The following is a 23,558-nucleotide window of genomic DNA, read 5'->3' as shown; positions in this document are numbered from 1 at the left end:
GGCTTTGGGCAAACAAGGCGCTTCCCGGCGGCATGGACGAGGGGGGCGAAGGCGTTACGGGCCCCGTTACGCGTTACGTTCCAGAAACGTAACAACTTCGCTTGAAACGGCCGTTTTTCGGGCCTGCGACGCCCGCCATCAGATGTCCTCCGTATCCTGCGGGGCCAAGCCGGCAAAGGCTTGAGCGCCATTTCCGCGCGAGTGGGAAACGGCTGCGCGCCGGCCGGGCATGCCTATTGCACTGGCTTCCCGCAAACAACACGTTTGATTCTGGAGCACAGCATGTCCTGGACCGTCGCTACCGCCGCCCGCCCGATCCATACGGTTTCCGACAGCGCCGGCCTGTTTGCCTGCTACGAGGCCATCGCGAGCCTGTCCGAAGACATGGTGGACGCTGCCGAACGCGGCGATTGGGATGAGGTAAGCCAGCTGGAGCGCGAATGCGCGGCCCACATGGAGCGCCTGGGCCACGGCCTGCGCCCGGCCTTGTCGCACGAAGAAGTGCAACGCAAGCGTGACCTGATGATGCGTATTCTGGCTAACGACGCCCGCGTGCGTGCGCTGGTCTGCCCGCGCCAGGATGAACTGATGCGCTTGGTCAGCGGCGAGCGCCGTGCCATTGGCGCACGTCAGGCGTACGCCGCCGTCTCGTACTACTGAGCCGCAGAGCGGTTCCGGGCCGGACCGAATCAGCGGTCGGCCCGCAATTCTCCCCACGACATCAGCACCCGCTGGATGCTGCGCGCATAGGCGTCGCGGTGGACAGGCGTTTCCGAGTGGTACGCGCCGATGGCCCGCCACGTGTTTCCATGGCGAACCATTTTTTGCTTGAGCAGCCACGCCGCCACGAACACGTTGACGCAGGCGTCGGTCAGCGCGCGGCGCGGCACGCCGTAGCGGGCCAGCGTACTGAAGTGGATCGAGTTGATCTGCGCCTGGCCGATGTCGACCGAGCCGTCGGCATTTCGGTGGATGGCGCCCGCATCGCCCTTCGATTCAAACCACACGATCGCGCGCAGCACCGTCGGGTTGACGCCCTGATAGGTGCCGGCCTGCTCGAAGCAATCGCCCGAAGCGGCGTGCGCTGCAACGCTGGAGGCGGCCAGCACAAGCGCCGCAACAACGCGGCTGCAGCTCAAACGAAGAGGGCGGGCGAGGGGCATGGCGGCTCCGGCGGTTTCTGATTACTTCTGCAGGGCCACTTCAAGCTGCCGCTCGATACCGGCCAGATACGTATGCGATGCGTCGGAGACCACCATGCGCGGCACCGGCTCGGTAGCCTTGCGCCACTGGGTGGCCACGACCTTGCGTTTGCCGCCGCGCGTATGCACGGCGGGCGCGGCTTCGATATCGGCCCCGCCGCCCGGTGGCAGCATCGCCAGCGAGGGCAAGGGCGGATAGACGCGGTCGGGCGCCGCGGCTGTCGTCGGCATCAGTGCGTCGGGTGGCGCGGCAAAGGCCGATACGGTCGGGATCGCCAGCAGGCCAACGGTGAGGGGGAAGAACAGATGGGTCATACGCATGACGGTCCTCTTAATCCTGCGTGCGGATCGTCACGCTGTAGGGCTGGCTGGCGCTGACGGTCAGGTTTTCCAGGCGGACGTAGCCGGCGCGCTGCGCGGGCACGCCGTTCCATAGCGCCTGGTTCAGGTAGCGGAAATCCTGCGCTAGCGCGGCCACCTGGATCGTCGCGGGGCGTTTTTGCGCAGCGGCCAGTGCCCCTGCCTTGGTCAGCACGGCGGTCAGTTGCGGGTCGTGTGCGCCGAGTGCATCAGGCGGGATGGCGAAGGTCATGACTTCGCCGGCGGGCGCGGTGCGGGCCACCGGCGCAGGCGGCTGGGCAGGCATTTGCGCACAGCCGGCCAGTGCCAGCAGGGCGGCCAGCGTCAGCGAGAGGGTGGAGCGTTCGGAGAAAGTCCACATGGCGATGAGGAATGCGTGGATCGGACCCGCACTGTATCGGCGGGTCGCGCGGGTCAAAACGTCGAATTACCCGGCTTTTATCGTCCATCCCGACGAATGGCTTGAGCGGCTGAATTCGGGTGGAAACGGCATCACATCGCGGGTTTGCGACCAGGCGAATTGCCTCGCACATATGCGGCGCAATCGGCATATTGGCGCCGCATATGTGCGCTGCGCGCTGCAATAGGTTTGGGTGGCGCCAGCGTCTCGCCTCAGGGCGGGTAGGCGTAAACACCGAGCAGCGGTGCGGCGCAGCCAAGTGTCGGCCGTGACACATTTGCGCGGCCACAAGGCTGGGCCACCCCTCGCCGCTATAATCGGCGCACCATGAATACACCCGCGTTTTCCTCTTCCAAGGCTGTGCCCAAGGAGGCAGCGCCTTACCACTTGGCCGTGGTGGGCGGCGGCATCGTCGGGCGCGCCTGCGCGCTGCGGCTGGCGCAGATCGGCTTGCGCATCGCGCATATCGCCCCGCCCGCTCCAGCCTCCGCACCGGTCGGGCCGGATGCCTGGGATGCGCGTGTCTACGCGTTCTCGTCCAGCTCCCAGGCGTTGCTGGAGCAGTTGCGCATCTGGCCAGCGCTCGACATGACGCGCGTGCAGCCTGTGCACGACATGCGGATCTTCGGCGACGACGCTGCCGCACGCGGCGAGCATGCCCACCCCGACCTCCATTTTTCCGCCTACGCAGCCGGCACGCCCCAACTGGCGTGGATTGCTGAATCGTCGCTGGTCGAACGCGCACTGGAAACCGCGCTGCGCTTCGCCCACACGGTGCAGACGTTCCCGCACGCCGCCACCGGCTTCGAAATGGAAGCCGATGCCGTAAAGCTGACGCTGGCCGACGGCCAGACGATCCGCGCGGAATGCGTGATCGGCGCCGACGGCAAGCATTCGTGGGTGCGTCAGCAGGCTGGCATCCAGGCTGAAGCGAAGCCGTATCGCCAGCTTGGCGTGGTCGCCAACTTCCAGGCCGAGCGCTGGCATCAGGACACCGCGTGGCAATGGTTCCTGGGTGCGTCCGCCGAGCAGGCTGCCGCAACGGATGACACTGCCCCGTTGCGCGGCGAGATCCTCGCGATGCTGCCGCTGCCCGATCGGCGCGTGTCGATGGTGTGGTCCGCCAGCGAAGACCACGCCCGCGAGCTGCTCGCGCTGTCGCCGGAGGCGCTGTGCCGCGCGGTGGAAGCCGCGGCCGGTGGCGCCATCGCCGCACGCTTTGGTCGTCTGTCGAACATCACGCCTGCGCAGGGCTTCCCGCTCGTGCTGCAACACGCCAGCCGGGCCGTCGCGCCGCGCGTGGCGCTGGTGGGCGATGCGGCCCATGTGATCCATCCGCTGGCTGGGCAGGGCATGAACCTCGGGCTGCGGGATGTGTCGGAAATTGGCCGCGTGATGGCGGAACGTGAAACCATGCGCGATCATGGCGATCTCAGGTTGCTGCGCCGTTACGAGCGTGCCCGCCGCGAAGATCTGCTTTCGCTCACGGCCGCCACTGATGGACTGCACAAACTGTTCGCCCTGCCGGGCGCGCTGCCCCGCACGGTACGCAACGCGGGGATGCGCATGGTGGGCATGACGCCATTTATCAAACGCTTGTTGATCAAGCACGCACTCGGCTGAGGCAGTCTCAGCGGGTTTGTGGTTTTTCGGGGTTCCAGGAGTCGTTATGTCGTTTCGTATTCGGGTGGCGGCCATCGCCTCTGCGGTGGCAGTGGCAGCTATTGGCGCAGGCTATGTGTTGAGCGCCGGTGCCGCCGAGCCCGCCTTGGACAAGGTCAAGGCCACGGTACAGAAGGCCCTGGGCCCGAACGTGGAGATCAAGAGCGTCACCAAGTCGCCGCTGGCCGGCCTGTACGAAATCAACCTCGGCAGCCAGGTTGTCTACAGCGACGCCACCGGCCGCTACGTGCTCAACGGCGACTTGCTCGACACGCAGACCGCCACCAACCTCACGCAAGAGCGCCTGGCCGAGCTGAACCGCGTGAAGTGGTCGGACCTGCCGCTGGACCGCGCGGTGAAGTGGGTCAAGGGCAACGGTGCACGCAAGATCGCCGTGTTCTCCGATCCGAACTGCCCGTACTGCCACAAGCTGGAGCAGATGCTCACGCAGGTCGACAACATCACGGTCTACACCTTCCTGTTCCCGATTCTGTCGGAAGACTCCAACACCAAGGCTAAGCAGATCTGGTGCTCGGCCGACCGGGCCAAGGCCTGGCGCGACTGGATGACCGCCAAGACCGCCCCGGGCGGCGCCGGCACCTGCGACACGCCGCTGGAGGCCAACCTGAAGTTGGGTCAGCAGCTCAACGTGACTGGCACGCCTGCCATCATCTTCCCGGACGGCACCCGGGCCCCGGGCCTGATCGATGCGGCCACGCTGGAGCGCAAGTTCGCCGCGCTCAAGAAGTCGTAATTCGCACGAAGGAAGCGCCGGTCGATCCGGCGCTTTTTCTTTGGGCGCTTGCATTCACCTCACCCTCGGAGACTTGGCATGTCGTTTCGCGCGCTGATGCTGGAAAAGCAGGATGGCGGGCCGCTGGCCCACATCGTCAACCTTGATGACGCGGCGTTGTCCACGCCCGAAGCGCTTGCCAACGACGTGACCGCTGGCGACGTACTGATCCGCGTGGACTGGTCGACCATCAATTACAAGGACGGCCTGGCCATCACCGGCAAGGGCCCCGTCGTGCGCAAGTGGCCGATGGTGGCCGGTATCGACGGCGCGGGCGTCGTGCTCGATTCGTCGCATCCGGATTGGCGGACCGGCGATGCGGTTGTGCTCAACGGCTGGGGCGTCGGCGAGACGCACTGGGGTTGCCTTGCCCAGCAGGCCCGGCTTTCCGGCGATTGGCTGGTGGCACTGCCGGCGGGGCTCGACGCGCGGCAAGCCATGGCGATCGGCACGGCGGGCTACACGGCGATGTTGTCCGTGCTGGCGCTGGAGCGTGCCGGCGTGAAACCCGGCGACGGCGAGGTCCTGGTGACCGGCGCGTCGGGCGGCGTAGGCTCGATCGCCATCGCGCTGCTCGGCAAGCTGGGCTACCGTGTGGTGGCGTCCACCGGCAAAACGAGCGAGGCCGATTTCCTGCAGGCGCTGGGCGCGACGGATGTCATCGACCGCGCAGAACTGTCTGCCCCGGGCAAGCCGCTGCAGAAGGAGCGCTGGGCTGCGGTGGTCGATTCGGTGGGCTCGCACACGCTGGTCAACGCGTGCGCACAGGTGCGCTACGGCGGCGTCGTCACGGCGTGCGGGTTGGCGCAGGGGATGGATTTTCCGGCAACCGTCGCGCCGTTCATCCTGCGCGGCGTGACGCTGTACGGGATCGACAGCGTGATGGCGCCGCGCGCGCTGCGCCAGACCGCGTGGCAGCGCTTGGCCGCCGATCTGCTGCCCGATCGCCTGGCCGCCATCACGCGCGAAGTGACGCTTTCCGAGGCCATCGACGCCGCCCACGACATCGTGGCCGGCAAGATGCGCGGGCGCGTCGTGGTCAACGTCAACCGATAGGCTGGCAGGCGGGTTTGCGGACGATTTGCCTTCGGCAGCGTGGGATGGCAACGCTACAATGTCCGCCATGAAGCCGATCCGCTACACCATCGCCCCCGCCGCGCCCGAGGCGCACGTTTTCACCGTCACCGTCACGGTTGACGCGCCCGACGCTCAGGGCCAGCGTTTCTCGCTGCCGGCGTGGATTCCGGGCAGCTACATGATCCGAGAGTTCGCACGCAACATCGTGCGGATCGAGGCATCGTCGGCTGACAGGCCGGTGCGCCTGACCAAGGTCGACAAGCACACGTGGTGGGCCGCCCCCTGCAGCGGCCCGCTGACGGTTTCATACGACGTCTATGCGTGGGACCTGTCGGTCCGCGCGGCGCATCTGGACGCCACGCACGGTTTCTTCAACGGCACGTCGGTGTTCCTGCGTGTGGAGGGGGCGGACGACCAGCGTTGCGTCGTCGACATCCAGCCGCCCGCCGGAGATGCCTACCGGGGCTGGCGCGTGGCCACCGCGCTGCGCGAGGCCACCGGCCGCGTCCAGGGCAAGGCCGGCGCCAAGCGTTACGGCTTTGGCTGGTACGAAGCGGCGGATTACGACGAGCTGATCGACCACCCGGTCGAGATGGGCACGTTCGAGCTGGTGTCGTTCGAGGCCTGCGGCGCGCAGCACGACGCCGTCTTTACCGGCCGCGTGCCCAACCTCGATCTGGAACGCATCGCCCGCGACTTCAAGCGCATCTGCGAAGCGCAGATCCGCCTGTTCGAGCCCCACACCGCCACGGCGCCGTTCCTCGACAGCAACCGCCGCTACGTCTTCATGACGATGGTCACCACCGACGGCTACGGCGGCCTGGAACACCGCGCCAGCACTGCGCTGATGTGCGCGCGCAATGACCTGCCCGTCGCCGGCCGCGACGAAACCACCGAGGGCTATCGCACCTTCCTGGGCCTTGTCAGCCACGAGTATTTCCACACCTGGAACGTCAAGCGCATCAAGCCGGCCACCTTCGTGCCGTACGCACTCGACCGCGAGGTCCACACACCGCTGCTGTGGCTGTTTGAAGGTTTCACGAGCTACTACGACGACCTGATGCTGGTGCGCTCGGGCCTGATCTCCGAAGCCCAGTATCTGGAGATGCTCGGCAAGACGTGGAACGGCGTGCTGCGTGGCAGCGGCCGACTGAAGCAGAGCGTGGCAGAAAGCTCATTCGACGCCTGGACGAAGTATTACCGTCAGGACGAAAACGCGCCCAACGCCATCGTCAGCTATTACACAAAGGGCTCGCTGGTGGCGCTGGCGCTGGACCTGACGATCCGCACGCAGACCCACGGCGAACGTTCGCTCGACGACGTGATGCGCGCCCTGTGGGTGACATACGGCCGTGATTTCTATGCCGCCGGCCACACGCAGCGCGGCGTGACCGAAGCGGGGCTGATCAGCCTGATGGAAGAAACCACGGGTGTGCGCCTGCGCACGCTGGTGCGCCAGTTGAGCGAAGGCCGCGACGACCCGCCGCTGCCCGCGCTCTTCAAGGCGATGGGCGTGAGCGCCACGCGTAAGGCCGCCGATACGGCGCTCGCGCTGGGCGTCAAGACCGCCGCAGAGAACGGCTTCGTCAAGCTGCAGCAGGTCTTCGACGATAGCCCGGCGCAGCGCGGTGGTTTGTCCGCCGGCGATCTGATCGTTGCGGTGGACGGCCTGCGCGTGCCGGCGGGCCAGCTCGACAAGACGCTCACGCGCCATCGCGCCGGCGATACCGTGCCGGTGCACGTGTTCCGTCGCGACGAGCTGATGACGCTGAACGTGACGCTCGCCGCCGATGCGACGCCGCAATTCACGCTGGCGCTCGCGACGGAGCCGTCGCCGCTGCGCTCGTCCTGGCTGGGCAAGCGGGCGGCGGCGCGCAAGGTGGCGCGCGGCAAGTCGGCCTGACGCGCGTCGCCTGACCCGATGGATTACGTCCACGATCCGCGCACGTTCCTCTACAGCCATTACGTCTCGCGCGGCATCCGTACTGCCACCGGCGTGATCGGCCTGACGCTGCTCGCGTTGCTGGTGATGGACCTGCAGGGCGCGATGGTGGTGTCGATCGGCGCGCTGTGCACGAGCCTCATGGACTTGCCCAGCCCGCTGCGGCACAAGTTCAACGAGATGATGGCGTGCGTGCTGCTGACCACCGCCGTCACGTTTCTCGTAGCGGTGGTGACGCCGTACGCCATCCTGCCGGTGGTGATCGTGGTGGTGAGCTTCCTCGCGGGGCTCATGGTGGCGTACGGCAACAAGACGATGCCGCTGCAGTTTGCGGCGCTGTTCGTCATGACGCTCACGTTCACCGAGGAATTCGCTTTTCGCGAAGCGGTGGAACACACCCTGCAGTTCTTCCTCGGGGCCATCGGCTACATGGCTTTTGCGATGGCGGTGGCGTGGGGCCAGCGCCGCCGCATCAAAGAGCAGGTGCTGGCCGAATGCCTGTACGAACTGGCTGTGTACGTGGAGCGCAAAGCCGGCTTCTACGACGCGTCCAAGGATTTCGACGAACAGTTCAATGCGCTCGTGCGCCAGCAGATTTCGGTGGCCGACAAGCAGCAGGTGGCGCGCGATTTTGTTTTCCGCGACAACCGCACCGCCAGCGACGGGCGCCTCGTGCAGATCCACATGCGGATGCTCGACATCTACGAGTACCTGCTGTCGTCCAACACCGATTACCCCGTGCTGCGCCAATGGCTGGCCGATGCCGAGGTGATGCGCCTGCTGCGCGACGTGATCGAACGCATGCGCCTGGACATCGAAGGCGTCGCCTATGCCGTCGGGCGTGATCGGCCATCGCCCACGCCGATGTCGTATGACCAGGAGATGGCCGCCATTGAAGGCGCGCTGCACGAACTGCAACACAACCACCATGGCGTGCCCATCGAAGCCATCGCAGCGCTGGAGGAATCGGTGGCCACGGTGCGCGGCGCGATCCGCCTGATGACGCAGTTGCATGCCGCCACCGACACGCAGGTCGAGCCGTCGCAGGTGCTGCTGCGCCCGGATATGACGCCGTTCCTCACACGCCAGAAGTACGAACTGCGCCTGGTGCTGGAAGAACTGACCTGGCGGTCTCCGGTGTTGCGCTTTGCGCTGCGCATCTCGATGGCGGTGGCTGCCGGTTTATGGATTGCCGACCACCTGCCCTATGCGTCGCACGGCTACTGGGTGTTGCTGACGATTGTCGTGATCCTCAAGCCGACCTTCAGCATGACGCGCCAGCGCAACTTTGATCGGGTGCTTGGCACGCTGATCGGCTGCGTGATCGCGGCGGTGATTCTGCGATTCACCCATTCGACGTGGATCCTGATGGGCGTGCTGTACCTGTCCACCGCCGCCAGCGCGGCGTTCGTCACCGTGCGCTACCGCTACACGGCCATTGCCGCCTGCGTGCAGGTGCTCATCCAGATCAACCTGCTGCTGCCGGGCAGCAAGGGCGCCATTGGTGAACGGCTGGTCGATACGCTGATCGGGGCAGCCATCGCCACCGCCTTCAGCTACGTCCTGCCCGCCTGGGAATACCGCAACCTTCCCAAGCTGGTGGACGACGTGCTGCGCACCAACCGCCGCTTTATCGAGGCCGCGCGCGAGCTGCTGCTCGGCACGCTCAAGGACGATTTCGCCTATCGCGTGCAGCGCAAGCAGTACATGGAATCGCTCACGGGGCTGATTTCGGCCTTCGCGCGCATGCTGGACGAGCCCAAGAGCCGCCACCGCGCCGTCGACAACCTCAACCGCTTCATCGTCCAGAACTACCTGGTGGCCGCGCATGTGGCGGCGGTGCGCATCCTGATGCGTCAGCGCGCGCAGGAACTGGACGAAGCCGACACCCGCGCGTTGGTCGAACAGACCGCCGAAGCCGCGCTCGAAAGCCTCGCGCGCGCCAAGGAACGTTTCGACCAGGCCGTGCATGAAGGCGGTTGGGGCGTGCGTCCGCGCGATACGCAAGAACTGGGCGCTGCCGACTTCGCCGACAAATCCGCCCGTTCCCGCATGGTGGATGCGGCAGCAGAATCGGATTCGCTATCGGCGATGCACTTGCTGGAGCGGCGCCTGCAGGCCCTGCGGGCCGATACGGCCAAGATTGCGCTGCGCTGCGGGGCGTTGGGGCGGGCGCTGCGTATTTCGAAGGACTAGGTGCGGCCGGGCTGCTGAAAAGCCTTCGCACGGGCGGCGATCTTCCACCACGACTGCTCTGAGCCTCGGACCCTCGACGACGGCGGTCAAAGCGCGGAAGACGAGCTATAGACAGTCGACATCCGGTATCCCGGCGTCAAAGGTCAGCCTCCGAAGGCCGAAATTGAGCCTCGGAGAGTCGAAGTCGAGCCTCGGAGAGTCAAACTCGAGCTCCGGAGAGTCGAGCTCGAGTCTCGGAGAGTGGAGCTCAGCCCCCGGGGAGTCAAAGTCGAGCCTTGGAGAGTCGGACTCGGCCGCCAGACAGTCAAGGCCGGCGCTTGGCGGCTCGTCGATGGGGCTGCATGGTCCGCGCGCGGCTCACGCGGCTTGCGGTTTCAGCCAATCGATGGTCGGTTGATGCTGCGCTGCCAGCCAATCATTGGCCGTCTTGAAATGCCCGCACCCCAAGAACCCGCGATGCGCTGACAGCGGCGACGGGTGCGGCGCCTCCAGCACCAGATGCCCGTCCGACAGCAGCGCGCGCTTGGCCTGCGCGTGGCTGCCCCAGAGCATGAACACGCGCTTGTGACCGACGCGCGCGAGCTGCTCCAGCAGGCAATCGGTAATGCGTTCCCACCCGCGCTTGGCGTGACTTGCGGCCTGGCCTTGCTCGACGGTGAGCACCGTGTTCAGCAGCAGCACGCCTTGTTGTGCCCAGCCTTCCAGGTTGCCGGAGGTGCCGGACAGCTTGCAGCCGAATTCTGCTTCGATTTCCTTGTAGATATTGCGCAGGCTTGGCGGCACGCGCACGCCGGCCGGCACCGAAAACGCCAGCCCATGCGCCTGCGGAATCTCGCGGCCATCGACGGTGCCCGTGCCGTGATACGGATCCTGGCCGAGGATGACGACGCGCACATCGTCCACCGAGGTCAGGTGCAGCGCGCGAAAGACATCCGTCGGAAAGATCGGCTTGCCCGCTGCGCGCTCGCCATCGACAAAGGCGCACAACTCGGGCCAGTTGGCCTGCGCGATGCAAGGCGTGAGGATCGCCTTCCAGTCGGCGGGCAGGGCGTCGAACTGTTGGGCCAGCGGGGTGAAACCCTCGGCGCTTGTGTCCACTGCAGGTTCATCGAAGAGGGCGGCTTGCGCCGGATTGGCGCGTCGCGTCACGGCTGGCTCCCAGTGGCTTTCGCGCGCAACTGGTAGCCGCGTTGCGCCTTGCTGATGTCGAGTGGCGTGAGGCCGGTCACGGCGGCGCGCAGCGTCTGCGTCCAGGCGTGCAGGCGCTCGGCAATCGCGTCTTCGGCGAGCGTGCTGCCGGCGGCGGGCTTCCACTCCAGTTCCAGTTCATCGATCGGCTCGCGTGCCTGGGTGCCGGGGATGAGGATGGCGCCGGCGTCCAGCGCGATCTCGATCTCGCCTCCATCCGTTGCGACACGCCACAGGCGGCGCGTGAAGTCGGTGCGGAACAGCGGGGCGAGTGCAGCCGCGTGTGGCCGGACATGGTCGGCGGCTTCGGCGGCGTTGTTTGCGACGAAGGCATCGACGGACAGTGCATCGCTCTGCAGCGGCACTTCCCATTCGTGGCGGGCGCTCAAACCGGACGTACTCACTGCTGCGGTTTTCAGCGTTTGCAGCCATTGGCTGCCCTGACGGCGCACGCGCAGCGCGGCGCGGTTGCGTGCCAGCGCCTGGTCGGGTGTGTCGTAGTAGACGTTCGCCAATTCCACCGAGCCGGCGGCCTGCGCATGGGCGTCCAGCCAGCCGACCAGCGCGTCGTGCGTGCCGGCCGATACGGCCAGCTTCAGTTCAATCTCGCGGGCCATTGTGTGGCGCTCAGGCGAACAGGCGGGCCAGTTCGGCGCCCGGGTCGTCTGCACGCATGAAGGCTTCGCCGACGAGGAACGCGTTGACGGCGGCGGCGCGCATCTTGCGCACGTCGTCGGGCGTGAGGATGCCGGATTCCGTGACGACGATGCGATCGTCCGGCATGTGCTTGAGCAGGCCGAGCGTGTTGTCGAGCGACGTTTCGAACGTGCGCAGGTTGCGGTTGTTCACGCCCACCAGCGGCGTTTGCAGACGCAGTGCGCGGTCCAGCTCATGGCCGTCGTGCACTTCCACCAGCACGTCCATGCCGAGTTCGAGCGCGCACGCTTCGAGTTCTTCCATCAGGCCCTGGTCCAGCGCAGCGACGATCAGCAGGATGCAGTCGGCGCCCCACGAGCGCGCTTCGTACACCTGGTACAGGTCGACCATGAAATCCTTGCGCAGCACCGGCAGCGGGCAGGCGGCGCGCGCCTCGCGCAGGTAATCGGCGTGGCCCTGGAAGAACTGCTCGTCGGTCAGCACCGACAGGCAGGCGGCGCCGTGCTCCGCATAGCTGCGGGCGATGTCGGCGGGCTTGAAGTTCGGGCGCAGCACGCCCTTGGACGGCGAGGCCTTTTTCACTTCAGCGATGACCGCCGCGTTCCCAGCGGCAATCTTCTCGCGCATCGCCTTGGCAAAGCCGCGGGCCCCGAGCGTGCTGTCGGTGCGGTTGGCTTCGGCTTCGGCGCGCACGCTGGCGAGATCGCGGTGCTTGCGCGCGGTGGTCACTTCTTCGGCCTTCACGGCCAGGATTTTCTGCAGGATGTCGGACATATCAGGCTTTGAACTGGTTGGTGACGCGCACGAGTTCGTCGAGCTTGGCACGTGCCGCGCCGGAGGCGATCGCCTCGCGGGCCAGCTTCATGCCGTCGCCGATCGAGCCGGCGATGTTGGCCGCGTACAGTGCCGCACCGGCGTTGAGCGAGACGATCTCGCGCGGCGTGCCGGGCTTGTTCTCGAGCGCTTCGATCAGCATGGCTTTGGACTCGTCAGCGTCGGCCACCTTCAGGCTGCGGTTGGAGACCATCTGCAGCCCGAAGTCTTCCGGGTGAATTTCGTATTCGGTCACCACGCCGTCCTTCAGTTCCCCGACCAGCGTGGCAGCACCCAGCGACACCTCGTCCATGCCGTCCTTGCCGTAGACGACCACGGCGTGCTTGGCGCCCAGGCGCTGCATCACGCGCACCTGAATGCCGACCAGGTCCGGATGGAACACGCCCATGAGGATGTTCGGCGCGCCGGCCGGGTTGGTCAGCGGCCCCAGGATGTTGAAGATCGTGCGCACGCCCAGCTCCTTGCGGATCGGGGCGACGTTCTTCATGGCCGGGTGGTGGTTGGGCGCAAACATGAAGCCGATGCCCGCCGTCTCGATCGACTCGGCCACCTGTTCGGGCGTAAGCATGATGTTCACGCCCAGCGCTTCGAGCACATCGGCACTGCCCGACTTGGAGCTGACGCCGCGCCCGCCATGCTTGGCGATGCGAGCGCCGGCCGCCGCCGCCACGAACATTGAGGCGGTCGAGATGTTGAAGGTGTTGGCGCCGTCGCCGCCCGTGCCGACGATATCGACAAAGTGATCGGACACCTCAGCGGGTACATCAACCTTGGTGGCGAATTCGCGCATGACGGTGGCAGCGGCCGCGATTTCGCCGATGGTCTCTTTTTTGACGCGCAGCCCCATGGTGAGGGCGGCTGCCATGACGGGCGACATCTCGCCGCGCATGATGAGCCGCATCAGGTGCAGCATTTCGTCGTGGAAGATTTCCCGATGTTCGATACAGCGGACGAGCGCTTCTTGCGGAGTGATGGACATGGTCGTTCCGTATTCAGTTGGGCGCCGCCGGAGCCGCAGCCGGGGTGACCGGCTGTGCGGCGTCGCGCAAGGCGCCGATGCGCTCGCGCGAGAGATCGGCCTCGCATGCGGCTTCAGCCAGATCGGCATCGGGCGCATTGCGGGCCAGGCGGCGTTGCAGGTCGCATTCGGCCTGCCGGTAGAGTTGGTGTGCGCGTACGGTGCGGTCGAATGCCATGGCGGCGCCACGGTCCGTGCCGGGGTTGTCGGCAATGCGGGCGCGCAGCATGTTGCGACGTGCCGATTCAACAGCGGTCAGTTCGGCCAGTGCCGACTTGCGTGCGGCCTGCACGCAGCGGGCGACGTTCCCGGCTTCGGGCTGGGCGGCGCGGCAGGCTTCCAGCGTACCGGCCATCGCCGGCAGGCTTGCCATCATCGCCAGCGCTACTGCCCACGCGCCGCGCATCAGACGCGTTCCTTCAGGAAGTTGCCGAGCAGCGCGTGGCCGTGTTCCGACAGGATCGACTCCGGGTGGAACTGCACGCCCTCCACCGGCAGCGTCTTGTGGCGTACGCCCATGATCTCGCCGTCTTCGGTCCAGGCGGTGATCTCCAGGCAGTCCGGCAGCGTTTCGCGCTCGATCGCCAGCGAGTGATAGCGCGTCACCTTGAAATGCCGCGGCAGGTTGGCGAACACGCCTACGCCGGTGTTCTCGATGGTGCTGACCTTGCCGTGCATCACCTTCTGGGCGCGGATCACGCGTCCGCCAAACGCGTCGGCAATGGCCTGGTGCCCCAGGCATACGCCCAGGATGGGCACGCGCCCCGCAAAGTGCTTGAGCGCCGGAACCAGGATGCCGGCTTCGGTCGGCGTGCACGGGCCGGGCGACAGGCAGATGCGCTCCGGGTTCAGCTTTTCGATCTCTTCGATCGTGATCTCGTCGTTGCGATACGTGCGCACGTCCTGGCCGAGTTCACCAAAGTACTGGACGATGTTGTAGGTAAAGGAGTCGTAGTTATCGAGCATCAACAGCATGGTGGTCTCCTTAACCTCAGAAATCGGCGTCGAGGCCGTCTTGCACTTGCTCGGCGGCACGCAGCACGGCGCGCGCCTTGTGTTCGGTTTCCCTCCATTCGGCATCCGGGTCCGAATCGGCCACCACGCCGGCGGCAGCCTGCACATAGAGATTGCCGTCCTTGATGATGCCGGTGCGGATGGCGATGGCCAGATCCATCTCGCCCGAGAATGAGAGATAGCCCACCGCGCCGCCGTAGATGCCGCGCTTGACGGGTTCCAGCTCGTCGATGATCTCCATCGCGCGCACCTTGGGCGCGCCCGACAGCGTGCCCGCCGGGAAGGTCGCGCGCAGCACGTCCATGTTGGTCATGCCGGGCTTGAGGCGGCCTTCGACCGAGCTGACGATGTGCTGCACGTGCGAATACTTCTCGATGACCATCTGGTCCGTCACCTTGACGGAGCCGATTTCAGCGATACGGCCGATGTCGTTGCGCGCCAAGTCGATCAGCATGACGTGCTCGGCGATTTCCTTCGGATCGTTGAGCAGCTCGGTGGCGAGTTCTGCGTCGCGCTCGGGCGTGTTGCCGCGCGGGCGCGTGCCGGCCAGCGGGCGGATCGTGACGATGCGGGCGGATTCGTCTGCGCCGTTGCCGTTATTTTCAGCAGCCGGCACACGGCGCTCTTCCTGGCGCACCAGGATTTCCGGCGATGCCCCGACGATCTGCATGTCGCCGAAGTTGTAGAAGTACATGTACGGCGACGGGTTCAGCGAACGCAGCGCGCGATACAGCGACAGCGGCGCGTCGCGGAACGGCTTGACCAGGCGCTGACCGATCTGCACCTGCATCATGTCCCCGGCGGCGATGTATTCCTTGGCCTTGAGCACGGCAGTGATGTAGTCAGCCTTGTCGAACTCGCGGATGGTGTCGGTACGCACGGACGCCGACGTCACCGGGACGTCCACCGGCTGGTGCAGCTTGGTGCGCAACGCGCGCAGGCGCTGCTTGGCGCGTGAATAAGCTTCGGGCTTGGACGGGTCGGCGTAGACGATCAGGTAGAGCTTGCCGGACAGGTTGTCGATCACGGCCAGCTCTTCGCAGAGCATGAGCTGGATGTCGGGCAGTTGCAGATCGTCGGGCGGGGCGGTGTCGGCCAGGCGCGGCTCGATGAAGCGCACGGCGTCGTAGCCGAAGTAGCCGGCCAGGCCGCCACAGAAGCGCGGCAGGCCCGGGCGGAGCGCCACTTTCTGGCGGCGCTCGAACGCAGCGATGAAGTCCAGCGGGTTGCCTTCGTTCGTCTCCACCACCTTGCCGTCTGTCACGACTTCCGTGCGATTGCCCTTGGCGCGCAGCAGCGTGTGCGCATGCAGGCCGATGAAAGAGTAACGCCCGAAGCGCTCGCCGCCCACCACCGATTCCAGCAGGAACGTGTGCGTGCCGCGGTCGTGCGATTGCGCCAGCTTCAGGTACAGCGACAGCGGCGTCTCCAGGTCGGCCAATGCCTCGGCAATCAGCGGAATGCGGTTGTAGCCCTGGTCGGCCAGCGATTTGAATTCGAGTTCGGTCATGAGCGGTCAGGTCGATTCGCCAGGCGGGGCGGTTGCGCGCCCACCGGCATGCGTTCGGTCCACGGCAAACGCAAGAGCGTCAATGATGCCGTCGGAACGTTAGCAGAACATCAGGGATGGGAACGCGCGAACGTCGTAAAAGCGACCGTGCGATCCCGCAAGGGTCGTCCGCAGCCGATAGCGGGCCAGCGGAAGACCGGCGGGCGGTCAGCGTTTGGGGCAGGAGAAGCGAGGTGGTTTGGGCGGCGCGATTGTGACGCGCCAGAGTGCCGAAACCGGGGAAGAACGATCAGCAGCCGTGCAAACGCTTACGCCCGGACGAGGGCGTGCCAGGGCCGCCAGGGCCAAGCCCCCCGGTCACCACCAGCGTCGACGCGTTTGCGATTCAGGAACATGGATCGTCAGTTGGAAGCGGCAGAGATAGCGTTGTGTGGCTCTGCATGGGGCCGGATCAACTCGGCTGCCGCAAAAAGTGTGTCGACTATAGCATCGGCTCCCGCGGCCTGTATAGGCTGGCCGTGGTTGTAGCCATACGGTACCGCGAGCACGCGCATGCCGGCCGCACGCGCGGCCCGGGCGTCGTTTTCCGAATCGCCAATGGCCACGATTTCAGCCGGTGGCACGCCAAACGCCTCCGCCACGCGCAGCATGGGGTACGGATCGGGCTTGCGATATGGGAAAGCGTCGCCTGGGTAGACGAGGTCGAAATACGTGTTCAGGCCGAGCTGCGCGAGAAGCGGCTGCGTGAAATCGTGTGGCTTGTTTGTCACACACGCGAGGGCGACGCCCATGTCGCGCAGTGCGGTCAACCCTTCGAGGACGCCGCCGTAGACGGTCACGTGTTGGCCGTTGATGGCGATGTAGGCGCGCTGGTAAGCCTCCAGGCCTTCCGCAAAGCGGCTATTTGCCTGGGCCGGTGGCAAGCGCGCATCCAGTACGCGTCGCACGAGGTTTTCCGAACCTTTGCCGACGTAGCTGACGACTTCCTCGGCAGGCATGTCAGGCGTGCCGCCAAGTGCCTCCAGCATTGCGTTGATGGCGGCGTGGAAGTCGCCTGCCGTGTCCACCATCGTCCCGTCCAGGTCGATGATGACAGCGCGGACGGGGCCGGCGGGTAGCGCGCCCGTCGTCATGCCAGGGGTGCCAGCGCTTGGCGCAGCGCGCCCACGGTGCCGCGGTAGCCGCCATCCGCATCCGGCTTGCCGAACACGGCCGAACCCGCGACGAAGGTGTCGGCGCCGGCTTTGGCAATCTCGGCGATGTTATCTGCCTTCACGCCGCCATCGATCTCAAGCAGGATCTTGCGGCCGGTCTTGTCCTGGTATGCGTCGAGCTTCTGGCGCACGGCGCGCAACTTGTTCAGCGCTTCCGGAATGAACGATTGGCCGCCAAAGCCCGGGTTGACCGACATGATCAGCACCATGTCCAGGCGGTCCATCACATGGTCCAGGTAGTGCAGCGGCGTGGCCGGATTGAAGACGAGGCCAGCCTTGCAGCCGTTGTCGCGAATCAGCGCGAGCGAGCGGTCGATGTGCTCGGACGCCTCCGGGTGGAACGTGATCAGGTCGGCGCCGGCCTTGGCAAAGTCCGGGATGATGCGATCGACGGGGCTGACCATCAGGTGCACGTCGATCGGCACCGGCTTGCCGTCCTTCTGTGCGTGCGGGCGGATCGCCTCGCAGACGAGCGGCCCGACGGTCAGGTTCGGCACGTAGTGGTTGTCCATCACGTCGAAATGGATCCAGTCGGCGCCCGATTCGAGCACGCGGCGCACTTCTTCGCCCAGGCGGGCAAAGTCGGCGGAGAGGATGGACGGGGCGATGCGGAAACCGGACGGATCGATGGCTGCGGACATGATGGGAGACGGATAAGGCGCGCAGAAGCGCAAAGGAGGCCGCTATTTTAGCCGGATCGGCCGTCTGCCCGCGCCTTGCCGCTGCCACAGCCATGCCGCACAATGGGCGCCAATTCTGATTGTGGATCGACATGCCGAGCTACGAACTCACCGTCCAGGTCCGGACGCGCTATCTGCCGGAGCAATCCGAGCCGGAGCAGGGCAACTACGCCTTCGCCTATACCATCACCATCCGCAACACCGGTGACGTGCCGAGCCAGCTCATTTCCCGCCACTGGGTGATTACCGACGCCGACGAGCAGGTGCAGGAAGTGAACGGTCTGGGCGTAGTGGGCCACCAGCCGCTGCTGCCGCCGGGCGAATCGTTCGAATACACGAGCTGGGCGACCATCAAGACGCCCGTGGGTACGATGCGCGGCGAATACTTCTGCGTGGCCGAGGACGGTCACCGCTTCGAGGCGCCCATCCCCGAATTTGCGCTGGTGATGCCGCGCATGCTGCACTGATCGGGAATCAGGGCGCGTCGGATTTGGCCGGGTGCGAATTTTTCGGGGCGGCGCTGGTCGATTCCGAAGGCTTGGCAGCGTCGCTGTGGCGCGATGGATGCTCGGGTGGGGCACGCAGCGGGCGCGGGTGCTTCTTGGCGCCCGACATCGTCCAGATCACGACGAAGATGAGCAGGAACAGCGCCACGCCGGCCTCCAGGCCGAACAGCATCATCGGATGATTTTCAAAGAATTCGCTCATGGTCGACGGCGGGAAGCTCGGGTGGGAGGCATTGTAGCCAAGCCCGCGGCCGCATCGGACAGGATGGAACACGCATGACAGCAGCAACCTTCGACGCATTGACACCAGCACGCAACGCCACCCGTCGCCGCTGGGGCGGACTGGCCGCCGCTCTGGTCGCGGCCTTGCTTGCCGCCTGCACGAGCGGCCCCCCGCCGCGCGTCGAAACGCCGCAACCGCCCAGCGCCACGCTCGGCGGGCATCTGAGCCCCGCCACCTGGGCTGACGTGTCCGGCTGGACCGCCGATGACCTCGCCTCCGCCTGGCCCGCACTGCAATCGAACTGCCAGGCAATGAAGCGCCGCGCCGAATGGTCGCGCGTGTGCTCCGCCGGCCTGATGGTCGATGCTGGTGACCCGATTGCCATGCGCGTGTTCTTTGAAGACAACTTCACGCCGTATCGGGTCGTAAAGGACGACGGCACGGACAGCGGCCTCATCACCGGTTATTACGAACCGCTGCTGCGCGGTTCCCGCACCCGCCACGGGGCCTATCAGACGCCGCTGTACCGCATGCCGGCTGCGTGGCGCGGCAAGACGCTGCCGGCCCGTGCGCAATTGATCCGCAGTCCGGCGCTCCAGGGGCAAGAGATTGTCTGGGTGGACGACCCGGTCGAAGCGGCGTTCCTGCAGATCCAGGGCTCGGGCCAGGTCCAGTTGGAAGAGGGCGGCATCATGCGCCTGGGCGTGGGCGGCACCAACAACCAGCCGTTCCGGTCATTTGCGCGCTGGCTGCTCGACACGGGCGAAATCACACCGGTGCAGGCCACCATGCAGGGCATCAAGGCCTGGGCACGCGCCAATCCGGGCCGCGTCGAAGAGATGCTCAATATCAACCCGCGCTACGTGTTCTTTGCCGAGACGCCCGGCAACACGGGCGGGCCGATCGGCAAGTTGGGCGTGCCACTCACGGACGAGCGTTCGATTGCCGTGGACCCGACTTACATTCCGCTGGGCTCCCCGGTGTTTCTGTCGACAACCAAGCCGCTGTCGACCGATCCGATCCAGAAACTCGTTTTTGCGCAGGACGTGGGTTCAGCCATTCGCGGCGCCGTGCGTGCCGATTATTACTTCGGCCATGGCGATGCCGCAGGCGATCTGGCCGGGCGCATGAAGCAGGCGGGCCGCCTTTGGGTGCTCGTGCCGAAGGGTGGCAGCATCGGCGTGGCTACCCGCTGAGGCGGACTAACCGCGCCGCAAATCCACCACGCGGCGCGCTTTACCGACCGAGCGCTCGATCCCGCCGCTGGCCAGCGTCTCGATCGCGGCTGTCACACCAATCAACGACTTGATGTCGTGCGCCAGCTGACGACTCGCCGATTGGGCCGCATCCGCCGGCGCACCCAGTGCCGCCTCGATCCGCACCGTCAGCGTATCCAGCGGCCCTTCCTTGCCGAGCACGCACTGGTAGTGCGGTGACAGCGCCGCGTGCTTCAGGATCAATTCTTCGATCTGCGATGGGAACACGTTCACCCCGCGCACGATCATCATGTCGTCGCAGCGGCCGGTGATTTTTTCCATGCGCCGGAAGCCCGGACGTGCCGTGCCAGGCAATAGCCGCGTCAGGTCGCGCGTGCGATAGCGCACCACCGGCATCGCCTCCTTGGTCAGCGACGTGAAGACCAGTTCGCCGAATTCGCCGTCAGGCAGCACCTCGCCAGTGTCGGGATCAATGATCTCTGGATAGAAGTGGTCTTCCCAGATGGTCGGGCCGTCCTTGGTTTCGGCGCATTCGCTTGCCACGCCTGGCCCCATCACCTCCGACAGGCCGTAGATATCGACCGCTGAAAGCCCCATGCGCGCTTCGATGGCGCTGCGCATTTCGGGCGTCCATGGTTCGGCGCCGAAGATGCCGATCTGCAGGCTTGACGCGGCGGGGTCCATGCCCTGGCGTTCGAATTCGTCGGCAATTGCCAGCATGTAGCTGGGCGTGACCATGATGATCTGCGGCTGAAAATCGTGGATGAGCTGCACTTGTCGTTCGGTCTGCCCCCCGCCGAACGGGATGGCCGTCAGCCCCGCGCGCTCCACGCCGTAATGCGCGCCCAGACCGCCGGTGAACAGGCCGTAGCCGTAGCTCACGTGGACCTTGTCGCCGCGCCGTGCACCCGCTGCCCGGATCGAACGCGCCACCAACCCGGCCCACGTGTCGATATCCGCCAGCGTGTAGCCGACGACCGTGGGTTTGCCCGTCGTGCCCGACGACGCGTGGATGCGCGCGATCCGTTCCTGCGGCACCGCAAACATGCCGAACGGATAGTTGTCGCGCAGATCCGCCTTGGTCGTGAACGGAAACCTCGCCAGATCGCCAAGCGACCGCAAATCCGACGGATGCACGCCGGCCGCGTCGAACTTGGCCCGATAAGCGGGCACGTTCTCGTACGCGTGCGCCAGGCTGTGTTTCAAGCGTTCAAGCTGCAGTGCCTCGATGGCGTCGCGGCTGGCAGTCTCGATCGGATCGAGCGGCAGGTCGGTCGAGCGGGGGCGCATGCGGGTCTCCTCGGGGCGCCGTCGTGCGAACCTGCTCACGATCCTGCTGCGCGTCCCGATCTTGGCCCTGCGCTGCTCACTGTACCCAGGTACGGTGGCGCTTCGCGGGCCAACCTCTGGCCGCTCGCTACGGATCGTGAACAGGTTCTGAGGCGTCCTCTAATGGTGATGCGGTTTTGTGGGGGCTTTATATCGAGGTCGAACTAGGATTCTGGGCTGCCAGGGACCGGAATGACGTGGCCGCGAATCTGCGCAGACTTGCCGCGAAACATGGCGACCACCTCGCCGGCCTGGTTTGTCAGGCGTACGTCGTAGATGCCGTGGCGGCCGGACAAAACCTGCTCGGTTGCCTCGGCGACGAGCACATCGCCGCCATGCGCCGGGCGCAGGAATTCCACGCTGCACCCAGCCGCCACTGTGTTGTGGTTATGGCTGTTGCAGGCAAACGCGAAAGCCGAATCGGCCAGCGTGAAGATCAGTCCGCCATGGCAGGTGCGATGTCCGTTGAGGAATTCAGGCCGCACCGTCATGGAAAGCCGGGCATAGCCCGGTGCGACCGCCTCCACGCGCATCCCGAGCCAGCGGCTGCAGGCGTCGGCGTCATACATACTTTCGCAGGCCGCTTCAGCCAGCGCCTGTGCATCGTGGAGGGCCGTTTCCGTCACGCTGATGTCCTTATTCGCCAGTGAAATGCGCCACGCGCTTGTTGAGGAACGCGTCGACGCCCTCCGCGTAATCATGAGAGTTGCCGAGTTCGCGCTGTAGGTCGCGCTCCAGATCCAACTGGGCGTCGAGCGACTGAGTGGGCGCTGCGTGCATCGCGCGCTTGATGGCGGCTAGCGCCCGGGTCGGCTGCTTGGCGAGGTGGTCGGCCATGCAATTCACTTCCGTCATCAGGATCTTTGCGTCGTGATAGACGCCCCAGATCAGACCCCAGGCGAGCGCAGTCTTGGCGTCGAGCTTCTCACCCAGCATTGCCAGCCCCATCGCCCGCGCCACACCGATGCGCTGCGGCAGGAACCACGTCCCGCCCGAATCCGGCAATAGCCCGATCTTTACAAAGGCCTGGAGGAAACACGCATTCTCGGCGGCCATTACGATGTCGCACGCCAGCGCCAGATTCGCGCCCGCGCCTGCGGCCACGCCATTCACAGCGGCAATCACGGGCAGGGGCATGGCGCGCAGACGGCGCACCAACGGGTTGAATTGCTCGTCGATGAGCTGGCCCAGGTCGGTCATCTGCCCGGGCGTGAAATTGAGTTCGGAGAGATCCTGCCCTGCGCAGAAGCCGCGTCCCGCACCGGTCAGGATCAAGGCGCGGGCGCGCTGGCGCTCCACCTTGTCCAGCGCTTCGCGCAGTTCCCGGTGCATGCCGGCCGTTAAGCTGTTGAGCTGATCGGGCCGGTTCAGCGTGATGGTTGCCACGCGTTCATGCCAGTCAAGCAGAATGGTCGGGCTAGTCATCTTGTCTCCTCCTCGGTCATCGGTTCATTGATTAACCGACCGGTTGGTCGGCTAATATTACATCCATTCCAACTGGAGCTTCCATGTCCTACGAAAACATTCTGGTCGAAACGCGCGGCCGCGTCGGTCTTATTACGCTCAATCGTCCGAAGGCGCTCAATGCCCTCAACGATGCGCTCATGGATGAACTCGGCGCCGCGCTGCTTGCCTTCGATGCCGACGCCAACATCGGTGCCATCGTCATCACCGGCAGTGAAAAGGCGTTCGCCGCGGGCGCAGATATCGGCGCCATGGCCGATTACGACTTCGCCACGGTCTATAAGAACGAATACATCACGCGCAACTGGGAAACCATTCGCCGCATCCGCAAGCCGGTGATTGCCGCGGTGGCCGGCTACGCGCTGGGCGGCGGCTGTGAACTGGCCATGATGTGCGACATCATTCTCGCCGCCGATACGGCCAAGTTCGGCCAGCCGGAAATCAAGCTTGGCACCATGCCTGGCGCCGGCGGCACGCAGCGCCTGCCGCGTGCTGTCTCCAAAGCCAAGGCGATGGACCTCTGCTTGACCGCTCGCATGATGGGCGCTGAAGAGGCCGAGCGCGCCGGGTTGGTCTCGCGCGTCATTCCCGCCGACAAGCTGCTCGACGAGGCTATCCAGGCTGCGGAAACTATTGCAGGGTTCTCGCTCCCCACGGTCATGATGATCAAAGAGTCGATCAACGCGGCCTACGAGACTTCGCTCAGCGAAGGCGTACATCTTGAGCGGCGCCTGTTCCACTCCACATTTGCCACGGAAGACCAGAAAGAAGGTATGCGCGCGTTCGTCGAAAAGCGCGCCGCCACGTTCAAGCACCAATAACGACGGCCCAGCGGGGTGACTTCGGGAATACCCGAGTAACGGCATCGGGTATCCCGGGCCTCCTGTTGCGACTCCTTTACGGCCGCAATCCCATGCGTAGACAGGGCTGGCGGCTATTCTTCACGAGCGCGTCATCAGCCCGTCACGACAAAGGTGTTGCCAAGCTCCGGGAACCCGCCTATAGTTCGCCCCTCGCTGCAAAACACAGCGCCGAAACGCAAGTGGAGGTGGTGGTGTTGAGTGGTGGAGAA

25 protein-coding genes are annotated in these 23,558 nt (G+C 65.7%); 9 read left to right on the top strand and 16 right to left on the bottom strand.

Translation table 11 applies throughout. From position 1 onward, the window contains the following. The first annotated feature begins 282 nt into the window (after window positions 1-282). The gene (locus ACTJK4_RS22185; RefSeq protein WP_232041125.1) at window positions 283-660 is read left to right on the top strand and encodes a flagellar protein FliT; all 378 of its coding nucleotides are present in this window, start codon (window positions 283-285) and stop codon (window positions 658-660) included. A 29-nt stretch (window positions 661-689) separates the two neighbouring features. Here ACTJK4_RS22185 and ACTJK4_RS22180 read toward each other — a convergent pair whose 3' ends face one another. The 3 genes from ACTJK4_RS22180 to ACTJK4_RS22170 are packed head-to-tail and all read right to left on the bottom strand — an operon-like array spanning window position 690 to window position 1,923. Further along, window positions 690-1,163, bottom strand: coding sequence for a lytic transglycosylase domain-containing protein (locus tag ACTJK4_RS22180; protein ID WP_232041124.1), 474 nt, complete (start codon window positions 1,161-1,163; stop codon window positions 690-692). A 21-nt stretch (window positions 1,164-1,184) separates the two neighbouring features. After that, a complete protein-coding gene (locus ACTJK4_RS22175; protein ID WP_232041123.1) occupies window positions 1,185-1,523 on the bottom strand; it encodes a hypothetical protein in 339 nt (112 codons plus the stop codon). Window positions 1,524-1,533: 10 nt separating this feature from the next. Then, complete coding sequence (locus ACTJK4_RS22170) at window positions 1,534-1,923, bottom strand: hypothetical protein (protein WP_316871586.1); 390 nt, start codon at window positions 1,921-1,923, stop codon at window positions 1,534-1,536. Window positions 1,924-2,289: 366 nt separating this feature from the next. On the opposite strand from ACTJK4_RS22170, the gene ACTJK4_RS22165 reads away from it, so the two are divergent. The 5 genes from ACTJK4_RS22165 to ACTJK4_RS22145 all read left to right on the top strand — a co-directional run bounded on the left by ACTJK4_RS22165 (window position 2,290) and on the right by ACTJK4_RS22145 (window position 9,632). Next, entirely contained in the window at window positions 2,290-3,585 is a 1,296-nt protein-coding gene (locus ACTJK4_RS22165) for a UbiH/UbiF family hydroxylase (RefSeq protein ID WP_260804128.1), read from the top strand. Window positions 3,586-3,631: 46 nt separating this feature from the next. Then, the gene (locus ACTJK4_RS22160) at window positions 3,632-4,378 is read left to right on the top strand and encodes a DsbC family protein (protein WP_045203090.1); all 747 of its coding nucleotides are present in this window, start codon (window positions 3,632-3,634) and stop codon (window positions 4,376-4,378) included. A 78-nt stretch (window positions 4,379-4,456) separates the two neighbouring features. Continuing rightward, window positions 4,457-5,473 carry an acrylyl-CoA reductase (NADPH) gene (gene acuI, locus ACTJK4_RS22155; RefSeq protein ID WP_316881458.1) on the top strand — a complete coding sequence of 339 codons (1,017 nt, stop codon included), beginning with the start codon at window positions 4,457-4,459 and terminating at the stop codon, window positions 5,471-5,473. A gap of 67 nt (window positions 5,474-5,540) precedes the next feature. Continuing rightward, window positions 5,541-7,397, top strand: a complete 1,857-nt coding sequence (locus tag ACTJK4_RS22150; RefSeq protein WP_440819061.1) for a M61 family metallopeptidase — start codon at window positions 5,541-5,543, stop codon at window positions 7,395-7,397. An 18-nt stretch (window positions 7,398-7,415) separates the two neighbouring features. Continuing rightward, window positions 7,416-9,632, top strand: a complete 2,217-nt coding sequence (locus ACTJK4_RS22145) for an FUSC family protein (protein ID WP_232041119.1) — start codon at window positions 7,416-7,418, stop codon at window positions 9,630-9,632. Window positions 9,633-9,989: 357 nt separating this feature from the next. Here ACTJK4_RS22145 and ACTJK4_RS22140 read toward each other — a convergent pair whose 3' ends face one another. The 9 genes from ACTJK4_RS22140 to rpe all read right to left on the bottom strand — a co-directional run bounded on the left by ACTJK4_RS22140 (window position 9,990) and on the right by rpe (window position 17,708). Then, window positions 9,990-10,781, bottom strand: coding sequence for a uracil-DNA glycosylase (locus ACTJK4_RS22140; RefSeq protein ID WP_440818954.1), 792 nt, complete (start codon window positions 10,779-10,781; stop codon window positions 9,990-9,992). Next, window positions 10,778-11,437: a CYTH domain-containing protein gene (locus ACTJK4_RS22135; RefSeq protein WP_440818952.1), complete on the bottom strand. Its 660-nt coding sequence runs from the start codon at window positions 11,435-11,437 to the stop codon at window positions 10,778-10,780. The genes ACTJK4_RS22140 and ACTJK4_RS22135 overlap by 4 nt, the downstream gene beginning before the upstream one ends. 10 nt (window positions 11,438-11,447) lie before the next feature. Beyond that, the gene (gene trpC / locus ACTJK4_RS22130) at window positions 11,448-12,251 is read right to left on the bottom strand and encodes an indole-3-glycerol phosphate synthase TrpC (protein ID WP_232041116.1); all 804 of its coding nucleotides are present in this window, start codon (window positions 12,249-12,251) and stop codon (window positions 11,448-11,450) included. A gap of 1 nt (window position 12,252) precedes the next feature. Then, window positions 12,253-13,290 (bottom strand): anthranilate phosphoribosyltransferase, encoded by a 1,038-nt coding sequence (gene trpD / locus ACTJK4_RS22125; protein WP_440476224.1) that lies wholly within the window; start codon window positions 13,288-13,290, stop codon window positions 12,253-12,255. Between the two features lie 13 nt (window positions 13,291-13,303). Beyond that, complete coding sequence (locus ACTJK4_RS22120; protein ID WP_232041115.1) at window positions 13,304-13,735, bottom strand: lysozyme inhibitor LprI family protein; 432 nt, start codon at window positions 13,733-13,735, stop codon at window positions 13,304-13,306. Next, a complete protein-coding gene (locus ACTJK4_RS22115) occupies window positions 13,735-14,304 on the bottom strand; it encodes an aminodeoxychorismate/anthranilate synthase component II (protein WP_232041114.1) in 570 nt (189 codons plus the stop codon). Before ACTJK4_RS22115 ends, ACTJK4_RS22120 begins: the two co-directional genes overlap by 1 nt. A 16-nt stretch (window positions 14,305-14,320) precedes the next feature. Continuing rightward, entirely contained in the window at window positions 14,321-15,853 is a 1,533-nt protein-coding gene (trpE, locus tag ACTJK4_RS22110) for an anthranilate synthase component I (RefSeq protein ID WP_232041113.1), read from the bottom strand. A gap of 401 nt (window positions 15,854-16,254) precedes the next feature. Next, a complete protein-coding gene (locus ACTJK4_RS22105) occupies window positions 16,255-16,986 on the bottom strand; it encodes a phosphoglycolate phosphatase (protein WP_440818949.1) in 732 nt (243 codons plus the stop codon). Continuing rightward, window positions 16,983-17,708: a ribulose-phosphate 3-epimerase gene (rpe, locus tag ACTJK4_RS22100; protein ID WP_004636669.1), complete on the bottom strand. Its 726-nt coding sequence runs from the start codon at window positions 17,706-17,708 to the stop codon at window positions 16,983-16,985. Before rpe ends, ACTJK4_RS22105 begins: the two co-directional genes overlap by 4 nt. A 131-nt stretch (window positions 17,709-17,839) precedes the next feature. On the opposite strand from rpe, the gene apaG reads away from it, so the two are divergent. Beyond that, window positions 17,840-18,214 (top strand): Co2+/Mg2+ efflux protein ApaG, encoded by a 375-nt coding sequence (gene apaG / locus ACTJK4_RS22095; protein ID WP_232041110.1) that lies wholly within the window; start codon window positions 17,840-17,842, stop codon window positions 18,212-18,214. Between the two features lie 7 nt (window positions 18,215-18,221). Here the strand turns inward: apaG and ACTJK4_RS22090 are convergent, their stop codons facing one another. Then, window positions 18,222-18,455, bottom strand: coding sequence for a hypothetical protein (locus ACTJK4_RS22090; RefSeq protein WP_232041109.1), 234 nt, complete (start codon window positions 18,453-18,455; stop codon window positions 18,222-18,224). A gap of 74 nt (window positions 18,456-18,529) precedes the next feature. Here ACTJK4_RS22090 and mltA point away from each other — a divergent pair, with 74 nt between their 5' ends. After that, entirely contained in the window at window positions 18,530-19,672 is a 1,143-nt protein-coding gene (gene mltA / locus ACTJK4_RS22085) for a murein transglycosylase A (protein ID WP_260804138.1), read from the top strand. Between the two features lie 6 nt (window positions 19,673-19,678). On the opposite strand, the gene paaK is transcribed toward mltA, so the two are convergent. From paaK to paaG, 3 genes are all read right to left on the bottom strand, one after another. Next, window positions 19,679-20,983, bottom strand: coding sequence for a phenylacetate--CoA ligase PaaK (gene paaK, locus ACTJK4_RS22080; RefSeq protein WP_440818947.1), 1,305 nt, complete (start codon window positions 20,981-20,983; stop codon window positions 19,679-19,681). A 203-nt stretch (window positions 20,984-21,186) separates the two neighbouring features. Next, window positions 21,187-21,654 (bottom strand): hydroxyphenylacetyl-CoA thioesterase PaaI, encoded by a 468-nt coding sequence (gene paaI, locus ACTJK4_RS22075; protein ID WP_343620772.1) that lies wholly within the window; start codon window positions 21,652-21,654, stop codon window positions 21,187-21,189. A gap of 4 nt (window positions 21,655-21,658) precedes the next feature. Continuing rightward, entirely contained in the window at window positions 21,659-22,447 is a 789-nt protein-coding gene (gene paaG / locus ACTJK4_RS22070; protein ID WP_440818946.1) for a 2-(1,2-epoxy-1,2-dihydrophenyl)acetyl-CoA isomerase PaaG, read from the bottom strand. 83 nt (window positions 22,448-22,530) lie between these two features. On the opposite strand from paaG, the gene ACTJK4_RS22065 reads away from it, so the two are divergent. After that, window positions 22,531-23,307 (top strand): enoyl-CoA hydratase, encoded by a 777-nt coding sequence (locus ACTJK4_RS22065; RefSeq protein ID WP_440818944.1) that lies wholly within the window; start codon window positions 22,531-22,533, stop codon window positions 23,305-23,307. The last annotated feature ends 251 nt before the right edge of the window (window positions 23,308-23,558 follow it).

Source organism: Ralstonia sp. 22111, from assembly GCF_052045895.1.
Lineage (GTDB): Bacteria > Pseudomonadota > Gammaproteobacteria > Burkholderiales > Burkholderiaceae > Ralstonia > Ralstonia wenshanensis.
Note: the sequence above shows the minus strand (reverse complement) of the source record. Positions and strands in the feature narration are given on the sequence as shown.

Bases quoted from the DNA above. Each gene is read 5' to 3' on its own strand.
- paaG (WP_440818946.1), bottom strand. From the start codon at position 22,447: ATGACTAGCCCGACCATTCTGCTTGACTGGCATGAACGCGTGGCAACC.
- rpe (WP_004636669.1), bottom strand. From the start codon at position 17,708: ATGTCCGCAGCCATCGATCCGTCCGGTTTCCGCATCGCCCCGTCCATC.
- ACTJK4_RS22145 (WP_232041119.1), top strand. From the start codon at position 7,416: ATGGATTACGTCCACGATCCGCGCACGTTCCTCTACAGCCATTACGTC.
- paaK (WP_440818947.1), bottom strand. From the start codon at position 20,983: ATGCGCCCCCGCTCGACCGACCTGCCGCTCGATCCGATCGAGACTGCC.
- ACTJK4_RS22170 (WP_316871586.1), bottom strand. From the start codon at position 1,923: ATGTGGACTTTCTCCGAACGCTCCACCCTCTCGCTGACGCTGGCCGCC.
- ACTJK4_RS22165 (WP_260804128.1), top strand. From the start codon at position 2,290: ATGAATACACCCGCGTTTTCCTCTTCCAAGGCTGTGCCCAAGGAGGCA.
- trpC (WP_232041116.1), bottom strand. From the start codon at position 12,251: ATGTCCGACATCCTGCAGAAAATCCTGGCCGTGAAGGCCGAAGAAGTG.
- acuI (WP_316881458.1), top strand. From the start codon at position 4,457: ATGTCGTTTCGCGCGCTGATGCTGGAAAAGCAGGATGGCGGGCCGCTG.
- trpE (WP_232041113.1), bottom strand. From the start codon at position 15,853: ATGACCGAACTCGAATTCAAATCGCTGGCCGACCAGGGCTACAACCGC.
- trpD (WP_440476224.1), bottom strand. From the start codon at position 13,290: ATGTCCATCACTCCGCAAGAAGCGCTCGTCCGCTGTATCGAACATCGG.
- apaG (WP_232041110.1), top strand. From the start codon at position 17,840: ATGCCGAGCTACGAACTCACCGTCCAGGTCCGGACGCGCTATCTGCCG.
- ACTJK4_RS22160 (WP_045203090.1), top strand. From the start codon at position 3,632: ATGTCGTTTCGTATTCGGGTGGCGGCCATCGCCTCTGCGGTGGCAGTG.
- ACTJK4_RS22120 (WP_232041115.1), bottom strand. From the start codon at position 13,735: ATGCGCGGCGCGTGGGCAGTAGCGCTGGCGATGATGGCAAGCCTGCCG.
- ACTJK4_RS22105 (WP_440818949.1), bottom strand. From the start codon at position 16,986: ATGACGACGGGCGCGCTACCCGCCGGCCCCGTCCGCGCTGTCATCATC.
- ACTJK4_RS22175 (WP_232041123.1), bottom strand. From the start codon at position 1,523: ATGCGTATGACCCATCTGTTCTTCCCCCTCACCGTTGGCCTGCTGGCG.
- mltA (WP_260804138.1), top strand. From the start codon at position 18,530: ATGACAGCAGCAACCTTCGACGCATTGACACCAGCACGCAACGCCACC.
- ACTJK4_RS22180 (WP_232041124.1), bottom strand. From the start codon at position 1,163: ATGCCCCTCGCCCGCCCTCTTCGTTTGAGCTGCAGCCGCGTTGTTGCG.
- ACTJK4_RS22090 (WP_232041109.1), bottom strand. From the start codon at position 18,455: ATGAGCGAATTCTTTGAAAATCATCCGATGATGCTGTTCGGCCTGGAG.
- ACTJK4_RS22185 (WP_232041125.1), top strand. From the start codon at position 283: ATGTCCTGGACCGTCGCTACCGCCGCCCGCCCGATCCATACGGTTTCC.
- ACTJK4_RS22065 (WP_440818944.1), top strand. From the start codon at position 22,531: ATGTCCTACGAAAACATTCTGGTCGAAACGCGCGGCCGCGTCGGTCTT.
- ACTJK4_RS22115 (WP_232041114.1), bottom strand. From the start codon at position 14,304: ATGCTGTTGATGCTCGATAACTACGACTCCTTTACCTACAACATCGTC.
- ACTJK4_RS22135 (WP_440818952.1), bottom strand. From the start codon at position 11,437: ATGGCCCGCGAGATTGAACTGAAGCTGGCCGTATCGGCCGGCACGCAC.
- ACTJK4_RS22150 (WP_440819061.1), top strand. From the start codon at position 5,541: ATGAAGCCGATCCGCTACACCATCGCCCCCGCCGCGCCCGAGGCGCAC.